Genomic DNA, 12,963 nt, shown 5'->3' with positions numbered 1-12,963 from the left:
TCATTCAATTGGCTAAAAAAATGCCTGAAATTGAGGAATATCAATATGGTTTCCATGATCGGGATGTATCGATATACCGTTCTGAACGTGGCCTGACCGAAGATGTCGTAAGGGAAATTTCAGAGATTAAAGAAGAACCCGAATGGATGCTTGAATATCGTCTGAAGTCCCTTGAGCAGTTTTATAAAAAACCGATGCCTCAATGGGGCGGCGATCTTTCAGAGCTTGATTTCGATGATATTACGTATTATGTAAAGCCATCCGAGCGTTCCGAGAAATCCTGGGATGAAGTGCCGGATGAGATTAAGAATACGTTCGATAAATTAGGGATTCCTGAAGCAGAGCAAAAGTATTTGGCTGGTGTATCTGCCCAATACGAATCTGAAGTTGTTTATCACAATATGCAAGAGGATCTTGAAGAACAAGGGATTATCTTTAAGGATACAGACACGGCCCTTAAAGAAAATGAGGATCTTTTCCGGAAACACTTCGGAACCGTTATTCCTCCAAGCGATAATAAATTCGCAGCGTTAAATTCTGCGGTATGGTCCGGTGGATCGTTCATTTATATGCCGAAGGGTGTTAAAGCGGACTCTCCGCTGCAAGCGTACTTCCGTATTAACTCTGAAAATATGGGGCAGTTTGAACGTACACTCATTATTGCAGACGAAGGAAGCTCTGTGCATTACGTTGAAGGTTGTACAGCTCCTGTTTATTCCACGAATTCTTTGCATAGTGCCATTGTTGAAATCATCGTTAAAAAAGACGCTTATTGCCGTTACACAACGATTCAAAACTGGGCACCGAACATTTATAACCTTGTTACAAAGCGTGCGACAGCTGATGAAAACGCGACAATGGAATGGGTCGACGGAAACATCGGTTCTAAGCTTACCATGAAATATCCGTCTATTCTTATGAAAGGCGAGGGTGCTCGCGGCAACGTTCTATCTATTGCAATTGCAGGGAAAAACCAGCATCAGGATGCAGGAGCAAAAGCCTATCACTTGGCACCGAACTGTTCATCAACACTCGTGTCCAAATCGATTTCTAAACACGGCGGCAAAGTATCCTACCGCGGTATTTCTCATTTTGGACGTAAATCTCAAGGGTCTAAATCCAAGATCGAGTGCGATACGCTGATCATGGACAACGACTCTACTTCTGATACCATTCCTTACAATGAGATCTTGAACGATGACATTACGCTTGAACACGAAGCAACGGTCTCCAAAGTTTCCGAAGAACAACTCTTCTACTTGATGAGCCGAGGCTTGAACGAAGAAGAAGCAACAGAAATGATCGTCATGGGATTCATTGAACCATTCACGAAAGAACTCCCAATGGAATACGCGGTTGAAATGAATCGTCTCATCCGCTTCGAGATGGAAGGAAGTATTGGATAACCCCATATAGAAGGGGTTGAGAAGCATTGAGGATGACGCTTGCCCGGTTATGAATCCTGAATATAATTTTCGTAAAGGGATAAGGCATCATCTTCAATCTTCTCAGTGACATGTAGATAAGTATCTGCCGTCACATTCATATTGGCGTGTCCGAGTCTTTCGGACACGTATTTTATTTGTACACCGGCTTCCAAGAGATGAACAGCGTGAGTGTGTCGCAATGCATGTGGTGATAAGACAGGTAGGTTCGCACGTTTACATACCTCCTTAAAATAGTCTCGTACTACATTTGTTCGTAGCCATCGGCCGTCATGTTGATAAAATATGAGGTTATCCTTAGATCTTCTGTAATTTTTGTGCAGATAGTGAATTTCTTCTCGGTTTGTTTGTTGTTGCTTTAAAAGCTTCATGGTGGTATTGTCAAGTTTAATGGTGCGATCACTTTGTTTTGATTTTGGTGTTGAGATGTAAGGGCTAGAGTTGAGAGGGTATACCAGTGTTTTATTAATAGTAAGACTTTTATTAGCCTCGTCTAAATCATTCCATCTGAGGGCAAGAGCCTCACCTATACGTATCCCAGTTCTAGCCATTAAACTTAGCCATTAAACTGAATAGCACGTAATATTGTATTGACTTGTTGTATTTAGCGTTTTTGACAGGTTCTTTAACCGCAGTTAAAAACGTAGCTAACTGTGTTTTAGAGAAATAAGGGATCTTGGAGGATTTTTGATTGTCTTTTGGTATTTTAATTTTTTGAATAGGATTTTCTCTAAAGATATTAAATTCAAATACAGCGTCTGTCAGAGCTGCGTTCATAATACTGTGTATTCTTTTTGCTGTGCCTTCACTATAGTGAACTCGTAATTCGTTGATCCATTGTTGATACTCAGTACGTGTGATGTCTTTAAGGCGATAATTCTTCCAACGGGGAAGAATATTTAGTCGGACATTTCTTTCTTGGAGTGAGTAAGTAATTGGTTTAACGTTTGGCTTTTTATAAGTTTCAAGCCATTCTTGAAAATAATGGTCAATTTTTTCATCACCATTCTCACTGAAACCAAAATGATTAATTTTAGATTCTGCTTCTGTGGCTGCAATTTGGGCTTCCTTTTTTGTTTTGAACCCACCTTTTGATGTTTCTTTCGTTTTTCCATTTCGGCGATCTACATAACTTATTCGATACTCCCATTTGTTCCCTCGTTTTCTGAAAAAAGCCAATAGACCAACTCCTCCTCACAAGAATATATGTTCCCTTTTTGGCAAAAAAATAAGATTCAGCATGGAAGTGATGAATTAAGTTCATATGGACATTTACATTCATTAGATGTAAATGAAGGTGATCAGGTAGAGCAGGGGGAGAAAATAGGTGAGTGTGGTACAACCGGAAGTTCAACAGGCCCGCACCTCCATTTAGAACATCATACGGAAACACAGGCGACAAATGATGCAAAGGAAGACCCTGCGGAAATTTTAGGATTATGAGGGGATAACTATGAAAATATGTTATGATGGATTTTGAAAAAAATGGTTCTTGCTTTGTTGGTTTTGGGGTTAGTCAGAAGAAAGTGAATATGAATATCATGGGCAAGCAGGGGAAGCAGCGGAACGATTTTTGGAGTCTTACTTTAATTATGAAGGTCAGCCAGTGCAGTATTGAAGATCATTCGTGCCTTTTATGTGCAAAAAGCTGTAAGAGAAGGAGAAGCGTATAAAGGCTTTTGGCATCAATAATTTTGACAAAGTTTTTTTATTAATTCAATACGATATTGACGATTTTATCAAATTTCAAATAGTGTATGTCGCCATCAACATCAATCAAATGAAACTGCTTCTGATCAACATTTACATATTTGCATGTTCCAACCACTTCATAAAAATGTCCATCATTCCAATACGTAAATTCAAGTGGTGAGCCGAACTCCATCGCTTCATTAATGGTCCGCTCAAATTCCTCCCATCTCTGTTCATCCAATTCAGGTTTATTTACTTCCTCCATGCTTTTCCGATATTTTAACCACATTTCACGATGTTCAGGTAAAATCATCCTCATGTATTCCCATCTTAGATTACTACCGGGCGTCATCTTATTCATTAGGAGATTCCCTACGGTAATTTTATTTGATCGTATCTAATCATTTTTACATCATCCTCCCACAGAATCTATGTTCTTGCTTCATTGTATACAAACATTTGTTTGTTATCAACGAACCAACTGAAAAAGGGCTATAAAAAATTGGAAGATGACTTTTTGCCACGGCGTGTTAAGCAATTACGTATGTTCATTTGTATCCGTGTATAAAATTGTTAGATGAATTATCACGCAAAGTATTTTCAGCAAAATCTTATGAAGATGCGGAAGAGATTATTGCTGAAATGGCAAAAATAAAAAACGAATGATTTGCTAATGTTTTTGTAGAATAACGGGAGCAAAATCCGTGTGAGATCAATTGTTATAGACCGCATCACCATAACTCCTGATACACCAATACTTAGAGAGTATTGGTGTTATTTTAGTTTTTATGTAATTTTGCGGAAGGCATGAGTAACTACCGATTTTAGTAACGATGATTATTATTTTCCGCGAAAAGGCGCTTATATTGAATAAGGTGGTGTCCTTCAAAATCAGACCAGATTGTTGAAAAAAATACATATTTTTTCGGGGGGGGGGGTAAAATACGGATAAATCGTATTTGGAGGGGTTTTATTTGGAAAGTCATAAATTGTTAACTTCCTCTGAGATGGGAAGTTTGTGGACTACTTATATGGTAAACAGTATGTTTAAGTGTTTCTATACTTACGGCCTTCAATTAGTTGCTGAGGACGAAGATATACCCCCGTTGGTTCAAGAAGCCTATGATCAGTCTGTTCAGAACATGGACACCATCCGAACGATTTTTGAAGGCGAAAACTTCCCGGTTCCTGTTGGGTTTACTGAACACGATGTGAATTCGAATGCTAAACCATTGTATGATGATACCTTTTTTCTGGATTACCTTAATAAAAATGGTAAGTTAGCAACCCCGCAATATGCTTCGTTTCATGCAACGGCTACACGTAAGGATGTCCGTGATTTTTTTGCCAAGTGTTTAACAGACAATTACCAGATGTATGATAAAACGACGGAATTGATGCTTACGAAAGGATTGTTGATCCGACCGCCGACGATTTCTATCCCTCGTCATGTGGATTTTGTGGATCGTCAAACATATAAAGGGAGTTTCTTAATATTTAATGATAAAAGACCGCTGAATGCGATTGAAATTTCTCATATATATACCAATTTAGAGACGAATCTCCTTGGTTTTATGGTGTGCGGTGGTTTCGGTCAAACCGCTGAATCCCAAAAGGTAAGAGATTTTATGTTAAAAGGAAAAGACATTGCTAAACAACACATTAAAACATTTTCAGATAAGTTATTGGAAAGTGACATTCAATCACCCATGACTTGGGACGCAGCTACTTTAGATTCTACGGAACCACCGTTTTCAGATAAGTTGATGATGTTTCTCATTAATTCATTAATCCAACAGAGTGTAGGCCGTTACGGAGTAGCCGCAGGAGCAAGCTTGCGGAATGATTTGCCTGCGATGTATACCAAACTTACGGCTGAAATTGCTAGTTATGCGAATGACGGCATGGATATCATGATTGACAATCAATGGATGGAAGAACCACCGAGAGCCGATGACCGTGATAAAATCATTAAACAAAAGAACTGATCAGAATGGAGAAAAAACTAGAAGCGATTTTATGGGGGATAACATTTCCGGGTTTTGCCCAATTGCTTCATCGTTCCTATGTCAAAGGAATCGCATTCATCGTCATTGAGATTCTCGTTAATGTCCAAGGAAATCTAAATACACTCATTGTCTTAAGTTTTCAAGGGTATACGCAGGAAGCTGTGCAACAAGCCGATTATTTATGGATCATGTTTTATCCATGCCTATATTTTTTTGGCATTTGAGATGCTTACAAAGAAGCAGGTGGCGATTGGCACGCTTATATGTTTTTGCCATTCGCCACGAGTGCATTTATTACCACTATTGCCGTTGCTTATTCAGCACAAAGCATCTTTGGGATTGTATTCGGACCGATCTGGCTTCCCATTCTTGCAACGATTCCGGGGTTTGCAATAGGATTCATTGTTCGAAGAATTCTCATGCATAAAAATTAGAATAACCCCGCAAACGAGGCGCGCTCGCCGATCGTTGAATAACAGTAAACAACTTTTTTTCCAAATAAAGATCTTTATTTTTATTGAACAATGATTCAGGGGAGTATGGCGGTAACATCGATGGATGCTCCCTTAAATACGAATGAGCGCTTTTGTGGAATAAGAAAGTGCCCTTTTTCATTGGGTGATAATTCTGAAATAAAACTTCTCGTTGTGCAAAAATACCCATAATGTCACCTCGTATTACTTTTGTTTAATCAACTTGTTACGATCAGCCGTTTGTGGTGGCACTTCTACACAACGCCCTCCCGGGATTCCAAAGCGTGGAAGGACATTTACAAGCGTCGCTCAGCAGTCGAACGTGTACTTAAAGGCATTCTTTCAACTCAATAATGTTCGTTATCGGACAGGAAAACGCGCCAAAATCCATTTTAATATCGTTATCCTTGTTTACAATGCGTCAAAATTGGCCGTAGATCGTATCAATACCCAGCTCAATCAATCACGAGTTGCTTAGATGATGCTTTAAAAAACATGTGTTTTTAAATTCTGCACGTCTTTGCTCTTTTAAAAAGAGCAATTATGAAATTGATTCATAAAACATGGATTTATGCTATTATGCATGACGGCTCGTGTGTCCATTCTTTTTTAATATCATAGCAAATCTCTCAAAAGTGAGTGATACTGAAGAAATTTCATAATGACTGTAAAGAAGCTGTGTGTTAACATACTTTTAGCATTTAAAGGGAGTGTTAGAGCGTTAGGTTATGAAACGAACGAAACTATGGATAATGATCCAGCAAAGTTTTTGGTTTTTACCCGTCATTTATGGAATCATAAGTATTGTATTGGCTATTGCATCGACTCAGATTGATTTTTCCTTTACCGAAGATGAATTAAAAACCATCGCTCCTGCTGTTCTTGTTCCTGACACTGATCTGGGAGTTGAATTATTAAGTACATTAACAACAGTCACTCTGACAATGACAACGATCACTTTTTCAACAATCATGGTTGTTTTGACGACGTTTTCAAGTCAATTTTCACCACGAACGTTGCAAAATTTCATTTCAGATCGAAAAACACAGCATATATTGGCGATTTTTATCGGTGGGTTTATCTATCATTTAGTCGCCTTCCTGCAATTGAGATCACCGGGCAATGAAAGCATACTCTTGACGCCTGTTCTTGCTGGTGTGATTGCAATTATTGGGGTAGCTGCATTTGTTTATTTTATCAATCATGTGGCTAAATTTATCCAAGTCAATAATTTAATTAATCGATTGACAAAAGAAGCGTTAACAACCATTGGGCGCCTAAATGATGATGTGCGCCGGTATCAAAAAGACCCGAGACAAAATGACTTCTCAAATATTAATTCCCAACAAGAAGAAGGTAAAATCACGGCAAAACACGCGGGATATATTAATTTAATTGATTTTTCTATGCTTATGAACTATATTGAGCAAGATAATATTACGGTTCGGATGAACGTTTATGTCGGCGATTTTGTCGTTACAGGAATGACGCTATTAACCTATTATCAAGCTCCTGATCATCCCATTACTAATACAGAAAAGTATAGAGCCTGTGTGAAAGTAGGGACGGAGCGGACAGGTGTTCAAGACATTGAGTTCTCTATTCAAAAGATAGTGGAAATTGCCTTAAGAGCTATTTCTCCATCTACCAACGATCCACATACGGCTATTAATTGTATTAACAGGATTGGAGAGATTTTCATAAAATTGGGGAACAAGGAATGGCTGCAACCTGAACTTTATGATAGTCAGCAACAACAACGTTTAACGATCAAACATCCTGATTTCTCGTATTATCTTTATAAGGCTTTTTTTCAGATTCGCCATTATGGGAATGAAGATGTGTCCGTGACAACGGCTATTCTTAACGTCCTTAAACTTATCGCGGCAAATACCCCATCCAATCTCCAAGAGACGATATGGAAATTTGCCATGTATGTCTACGAGGGACTAAATAAAGAAGTTCTTCTGTCACTGGACAAAAGTTATCTTAAATCTGAACTTTACCAAATAGCTGAAGTCACTAGCCATGATGTTCCGGAAAGTGTTACAGATGATTAATGCAGATCGAAAAATAGATACCTTTGGAAGAATAATTCAGGTGTGTGTATAGTAACAGTTCATAATGGATGATGTTTGGTTGGAAAATTGGTGTGCGACCCTTACTAAATCCGAATGATTAAAAATGAAATTACGAAATTGTCCGTTTCTATTTTTTATAATTTGTGTTCCTTAGGTGTTCCACGATGGGTGTAATAAATAGTAAATTAATAAAACTGGATATAATAAAAACACTAATTAAACAGGAAAAAACAATAAATGATGTGCTTTCGCAGCATTAAGGGCCTAGTGGGAATAAACTTCCGTGTAGGTTCAAGTCCCAACGATCGCACCAATATAAAGACTGACACACCAACCTTTCTGGAGGAGTGCGATTGTTGGTGACTGGAATTGAGATGTTACTTTTTAAAAGGTAACAAAAAAGTAACGAAAAAAGCATTTATTGATGAAATTAAACGAACTTACGTTCCTTATTACTGCGGAAAAATATATACTCACACAAGGGGAAAAGAACTTTGTGAATACATTTGAATATGGTTAAGATTAGGGCGGCATGATGTCCGCCTGAATCCCCTTGAAATAAGGGGTTTTAACCATTATCCTTTGCTATTAAGAGAGAAAACTAACATTTTGTGATAAAAATTGGTTTTCTTGGTTAGCCGCATTCTTTTGAGGGTCAGTACACATCTATTGCAAGGAGGATTGGTGTGAGAAATCAATTTGTTGTCATTGGTCTTGGAAGATTTGGGCAGAGTGTAACGGAAACGCTGGTTGAAAATGAAAATGATGTGTTAGCGATTGATAAAGATGAACAAATCATACAAGAGATCGCCCCGAAAGTCACACATGCAGTTCAAGTCGATGCGACGGACGAGACCGCATTAGAACAATTAGGTTTACATAAATTTTCCCATGCTATTGTTGGGATAGGCGAAAATTTACAGGCCAGTATTTTAACGACACTGATTCTAAAGGAATTAAATGTCGCTGAGATAACAGCAAAAGCAAAAGATGATTACCACGGGAAAGCGCTTAGTAAAATCGGGGCTGACAATATCGTTTTTCCGGAACGGGACATGGGAGATCGTCTGGGGAACTTGCTGAGTTCCAGTAATATGATTGATTACCTAGAACTCTCATCTGAGTATCATATGGCCGAAATCCGGGCACCGAAAGCGATGGATGGATGCACTCTCCAGAAATTAAAGATCAACAAGATATATGGGTGTATTGTGATGGCGATTAAAGATGAAGATGAAGAGGTGAATATATCCCCTCATATTGAAGATCAAATTCATCACGGTGATATTCTTACAATCATCGGGAAGCATAAGGATATCCGTCGCCTTCAAAAAGATTACCGGGAGAAAAGCAAGCAGAAGTAGGTGTTGGACTCATGGCCATGTTAAAAAAAACCCTTCATGTTAATCCTCCTCAATGGATTGTACTTGGTTTTGTTGTCCTAATTTTTATAGGGACGATTTTGTTGGCTCTCCCACAAGCTTCAGCTGATGGCGAGAGCGTTGGTTTTTTGGATGCTTTATTCATGGCCGTTTCAGCTGTATGCGTCACTGGCCTTGCTGTATTGGAATCTGGTACAGACTTTTCCATGTTTGGGCAAATAGTGATGATTATTCTCGTTCAACTTGGCGGCCTTGGTTTCATGATTTTCGGTGTGTCGGTTGCGGTTTTGGTAGGCAAGGTGATGGGATTGAAATACCGTTTGCTTCTTCAGTCTACGACAAACACGTTTTCGGCACGTGGGTTGATTCGGTTAGCCATGATCATGCTGGGCATGGCTTTGCTATTGGAAGCCATTGTTACTCTGATTCTCACGATTCACTGGAGTAGTGAACAGCCATGGACACAGGCGGCGTACTCTGCCTTCTTTCATTCAGTCATGGCCTTTAATAACGCAGGCTTCTCGCTTTATGCCAACAGTATGGAAGATTATATCGGCGATCCCGTTGTCAATCTTAGCTTGTCCGTGCTTTTTATTGTTGGCGGCCTAGGTTTTATGGTGTTGGTTGACTTATATCGGAAACGATCGTTACGAGAACTTTCCTTGCATTCTAAGCTTTCGCTTGTGACTTCCGGTGGGCTTTTGGTCGTAGGCTTCCTTTTTCTTCTCATCGTTGAACTTTTTAACCCGGCAACTGAAGGATTACTCATTTCTGAGCGATTATTATCAGCTTATTTTCAAAGTGCTACACCAAGGAGTGGAGGTTTCAACACGTTTGATATTGGGAGTATGCTTGTGGCTTCCCAATTTTTTATCATCGTGCTTATGTTTATTGGTGCTTCAACAGGCGGCACCGGCGGGGGTATTAAAACAAACACATTTGCCATCCTTGTGCTTGCAACGATCAATACGTTTAGGAGTGGCCAACAAGTGCATGCGTTTAATCGAAAAATTGCCATAGAAACGGTCATGCGGGCTCTAGCTGTTGTGGTCAGTTCGTTAGTTTGGATCGTGGGGACCACATTGTTATTGTCGATCACTGAGGACATTCATGATGTTCATTTTTTAACAGTATTATTTGAAGCCGTCTCGGCGTTCAGCACTACCGGGCTTTCTATGGGGTTAACAGAGGAACTGTCTCCGGCAGGCAAAATCATTACGATCATTACAATGTTCGTGGGGAGATTGGGGCCTTTGACGCTTGCGTATGCACTGACATATCAACAAAAACCAAGCAAAATCAGTTATCCTGAAGATAAAGTGCTTATCGGCTAAAAAGGGACTGATAAAAAGTCAAATATTTTTCAAATAAATTGGATTGACATTGTATGGTTTCTGTATTAGTCTACTGAATATACAACAAGGGATTGAACTTGAATTAAGGATATCGATTAAAAAATGAATACGTGTGTGTTAACTGGTGGAGTCTGCTCATTTGCGGGCTCTTTTTGTCTTTTTTGAACACAGTGGTTAAAAACGATGAAGATGAAGGGCAAAAAGAACGTGACGTATCATTGCAATTGAATACTTGGTTTTGATGAAGGAGAACAGCTAGAGGATGAAGTACTATGAATTTGTTTCCCCATTTTATGCATTGATTAAAGCACGAAATGAACGAAAAGCGAAATCTATATACAAAAAACAAGTCTGGGAAGGAGGAGGTGATCAATGGCGGGAGCGTTCACGAGACTATGCCATGATGAAATTTGCGATGTCTCATGATAGCAGAACCACAGAAGTTGGATTAATGCTTATGGAATTTATGGATGATAAAAATGACGTTTTGTTATCCGATTAAAATTATGGATGGTAGCATTCGTGTGTTTCCCAACATTTTTCAAGGGTAAGTTTTCGGGGGGATCTTATTAGAGTAATACGAAAGGTCATATTATGGTCAATGTTAATATGGGTAGTTGTTTTTCCAATTAGAATTACACTGATTTTACTGCTTGTTACTCAATAATCCATTATGATCATTATTATAGTATTCTTTTAAATTAAAATCTATGGCTGAAAAATAAGGACAAATATGGTTATGAAACTACGTAAATGGAAAATCACCTGCAACCAAAAAACATAGTGAAGCGATCAGGTACATAATCATTGCATCAAGTAATTGCTCCTCCAGACCTCGATATTAAACAAAGTTCATTCGATAACGAGAAGAACATGATCTTTGAGATAACGCCTATCGATCATATCTCTGGTTAGTCGCTCGGAACAGGTTAAACGCAACGGGACGCCATATAAACGCTGTATCCGCCATTTATCCATGGGTGTTTCCCACCTACTTGTTGCTCCCGGCGATTGCCCTGGAGTGCCAAGATTGCGGGGCTAAATTTAGGGGAATTACTGACAGGTGATAGCGTCGAAAAGAGCAATAAAAAATTCATTTTAATGATTCTTCTGCTAATGGGCGATTGTGGGTGTAAACTTTTCGTTTTAAAACCCGGACTTCCATTGTTTTTTTATCTTCCGACAAAAAGACAAAGATGCCATTTTCAAAATCAGTATAACTATATTTTAAGAAAATTCCTTTGTATTCGCTTGTTGATATAGATCAGGAGGATAATGAACATAATCCTTAACACAAGAATTGAATAACCCATTTGCTCCACTAAAATCGTTTCTTTTGCAATAAAATGATACACAATTGGAGAAAAAGCGATTGTATAATAAACAATTCATGGTTGACGTTTAGTTGGAAAATGGTTGTAACTCTTCATAAATTCGAATGATTAAAAATGAAATTACGAAATTGTCCGTTTCGATTTTTATAATTTGTGTTCCTTAGGTGTTCCACGGTGGGTGTAATAAATAGTAAATTAATAAAACTGGATATAATAAAAACACTAATTAAACAGGAAAAAACAATAAATGATGATGATGTGCTTTCGCAGCATTGAGGGCTTAGTGGGAATAAACTTCCGTGTAGGTTCAAGTCCCAACGATCGCACCAATATAAAGACTGACACACTAAACTTTCTGAAGGAGTGCGATTGTTGATGACAGGAATTGAGATGTTACTTTTTAAAAGGTAACAAAAAAGTAACGAAAAAAGCGTTTATTGATGAAATTAAACGAACCTACGTTCCTTATTACTGCGGAAAATATATATTCACACAAGGGAAAAGGACTTTGTAAACACAGGTGAATATGGTTAAGATAAGGGCAGCATGATGTAATTTCTTCTTCGAACTTTAATGCCCGTTTTTTGCCCGTTTTATTTTTAATTTCATTGAAATGATTTGCAAAAGAAATTGGAAAAACCCTTATATATCAAGGGTTTCGTGTGGTGAATGATTTTATTTGAAAGTCAAAATTAATTCGCTTCGAGATGGAAGGTTCGATTGGTTAAGTCTCGGACAGCTTTATATAAGGGCATTTCGTTGGCACATTCGTGCCGATTTCATGCCGATCTGAATTGCGATTAGTGTAGGAGGCGAACTTTATAAGTTCGTCTTCTTCTATTTTATGGCTCTACACTGGATTTGTATCATGCTCTGACGATATTGCAGCTAAGGAAATGCGGCTATTAGGCAACCCGGTTTCAAACGATCCAATAATCACAGCAGGTGAGTCTGGTGCCGTGCCGGCCGGACTATTATATGCAATGATGAAAAATGATCAGCATAAAGAGTTAAGAGACGCAGTAAACTTGGATGAAAATGCCCATGTTCTTATCATCAATACGGAAGGAGCGACAGATCCTGATAATTATAAAAAAGTAATGACAGGCAAGAAATGATGACGAAAAAGTCAACCAAAATAATATATTATTTTGGTTACTTAATTATCTGAAATGTGGCCCTTTATAGGAGT

At 38.5% G+C, this 12,963-nt stretch carries 12 protein-coding genes and 1 pseudogene; 10 read left to right on the top strand and 3 right to left on the bottom strand.

What is annotated here, in order from left to right; translation table 11 throughout:
• Positions 1–8: 8 nt before the first annotated feature.
• The gene (gene sufB / locus HNR44_RS10890) at positions 9–1,406 is read left to right on the top strand and encodes a Fe-S cluster assembly protein SufB (protein ID WP_184404303.1); all 1,398 of its coding nucleotides are present in this window, start codon (positions 9–11) and stop codon (positions 1,404–1,406) included.
• A gap of 47 nt (positions 1,407–1,453) precedes the next feature.
• On the opposite strand, the gene HNR44_RS17670 is transcribed toward sufB, so the two are convergent.
• Together HNR44_RS17670 and HNR44_RS17665 are read right to left on the bottom strand one after the other, a co-directional pair.
• On the bottom strand, positions 1,454–1,996 hold the full coding sequence (locus HNR44_RS17670; RefSeq protein ID WP_246407343.1) for a site-specific integrase: 543 nt from the start codon (positions 1,994–1,996) through the stop codon (positions 1,454–1,456).
• Positions 1,989–2,624, bottom strand: a complete 636-nt coding sequence (locus tag HNR44_RS17665; protein WP_246407340.1) for a tyrosine-type recombinase/integrase — start codon at positions 2,622–2,624, stop codon at positions 1,989–1,991. The genes HNR44_RS17670 and HNR44_RS17665 overlap by 8 nt, the downstream gene beginning before the upstream one ends.
• Before the next feature lie 27 nt (positions 2,625–2,651).
• On the opposite strand from HNR44_RS17665, the gene HNR44_RS10880 reads away from it, so the two are divergent.
• Positions 2,652–2,888, top strand: coding sequence for a M23 family metallopeptidase (locus HNR44_RS10880; protein ID WP_184404302.1), 237 nt, complete (start codon positions 2,652–2,654; stop codon positions 2,886–2,888).
• 268 nt (positions 2,889–3,156) lie between these two features.
• Here the strand turns inward: HNR44_RS10880 and HNR44_RS10875 are convergent, their stop codons facing one another.
• Positions 3,157–3,498 (bottom strand): YolD-like family protein, encoded by a 342-nt coding sequence (locus HNR44_RS10875; protein ID WP_184404301.1) that lies wholly within the window; start codon positions 3,496–3,498, stop codon positions 3,157–3,159.
• A 613-nt stretch (positions 3,499–4,111) separates the two neighbouring features.
• Here HNR44_RS10875 and HNR44_RS10870 point away from each other — a divergent pair.
• The 8 genes and pseudogenes from HNR44_RS10870 to HNR44_RS10835 all read left to right on the top strand — a co-directional run bounded on the left by HNR44_RS10870 (position 4,112) and on the right by HNR44_RS10835 (position 12,889).
• The gene (locus HNR44_RS10870) at positions 4,112–5,125 is read left to right on the top strand and encodes a DUF3231 family protein (RefSeq protein WP_184404300.1); all 1,014 of its coding nucleotides are present in this window, start codon (positions 4,112–4,114) and stop codon (positions 5,123–5,125) included.
• A 5-nt stretch (positions 5,126–5,130) separates the two neighbouring features.
• Entirely contained in the window at positions 5,131–5,370 is a 240-nt protein-coding gene (locus HNR44_RS17955; protein WP_343069469.1) for a hypothetical protein, read from the top strand.
• 504 nt (positions 5,371–5,874) lie between these two features.
• Positions 5,875–6,097: pseudogene (locus tag HNR44_RS10860) on the top strand (transposase); the annotation flags it as partial.
• A gap of 250 nt (positions 6,098–6,347) precedes the next feature.
• Complete coding sequence (locus HNR44_RS10855; protein ID WP_184404299.1) at positions 6,348–7,679, top strand: DUF2254 domain-containing protein; 1,332 nt, start codon at positions 6,348–6,350, stop codon at positions 7,677–7,679.
• 707 nt (positions 7,680–8,386) lie between these two features.
• Entirely contained in the window at positions 8,387–9,064 is a 678-nt protein-coding gene (locus HNR44_RS10850) for an NAD-binding protein (RefSeq protein ID WP_184404298.1), read from the top strand.
• A gap of 11 nt (positions 9,065–9,075) precedes the next feature.
• Entirely contained in the window at positions 9,076–10,416 is a 1,341-nt protein-coding gene (locus HNR44_RS10845) for a TrkH family potassium uptake protein (RefSeq protein ID WP_184404297.1), read from the top strand.
• Positions 10,417–10,699: 283 nt separating this feature from the next.
• Complete coding sequence (locus tag HNR44_RS10840; protein ID WP_184404296.1) at positions 10,700–10,939, top strand: hypothetical protein; 240 nt, start codon at positions 10,700–10,702, stop codon at positions 10,937–10,939.
• A 1,728-nt stretch (positions 10,940–12,667) separates the two neighbouring features.
• Positions 12,668–12,889: a hypothetical protein gene (locus tag HNR44_RS10835; RefSeq protein ID WP_184404295.1), complete on the top strand. Its 222-nt coding sequence runs from the start codon at positions 12,668–12,670 to the stop codon at positions 12,887–12,889.
• The last annotated feature ends 74 nt before the right edge of the window (positions 12,890–12,963 follow it).

The sequence above is a fragment of the Geomicrobium halophilum genome (assembly GCF_014207655.1).
GTDB classification, from domain to species: Bacteria; Bacillota; Bacilli; order Bacillales; family Marinococcaceae; genus Geomicrobium; species Geomicrobium halophilum.
The sequence above is the reverse complement of the archived record's forward strand: the minus strand, read 5'-3'. Positions and strand labels throughout refer to the sequence as shown.

Excerpts from the sequence above, each read along its gene's own strand:
- HNR44_RS17670 (WP_246407343.1), bottom strand. The coding sequence starts at position 1,996 with ATGGCTAGAACTGGGATACGTATAGGTGAGGCTCTTGCCCTCAGATGG.
- HNR44_RS10880 (WP_184404302.1), top strand. The coding sequence starts at position 2,652 with ATGTTCCCTTTTTGGCAAAAAAATAAGATTCAGCATGGAAGTGATGAA.
- HNR44_RS10875 (WP_184404301.1), bottom strand. The coding sequence starts at position 3,498 with ATGAATAAGATGACGCCCGGTAGTAATCTAAGATGGGAATACATGAGG.
- HNR44_RS17955 (WP_343069469.1), top strand. The coding sequence starts at position 5,131 with ATGGAGAAAAAACTAGAAGCGATTTTATGGGGGATAACATTTCCGGGT.
- HNR44_RS10855 (WP_184404299.1), top strand. The coding sequence starts at position 6,348 with ATGAAACGAACGAAACTATGGATAATGATCCAGCAAAGTTTTTGGTTT.
- HNR44_RS10845 (WP_184404297.1), top strand. The coding sequence starts at position 9,076 with ATGGCCATGTTAAAAAAAACCCTTCATGTTAATCCTCCTCAATGGATT.
- HNR44_RS10840 (WP_184404296.1), top strand. The coding sequence starts at position 10,700 with ATGAAGTACTATGAATTTGTTTCCCCATTTTATGCATTGATTAAAGCA.
- HNR44_RS10835 (WP_184404295.1), top strand. The coding sequence starts at position 12,668 with ATGCGGCTATTAGGCAACCCGGTTTCAAACGATCCAATAATCACAGCA.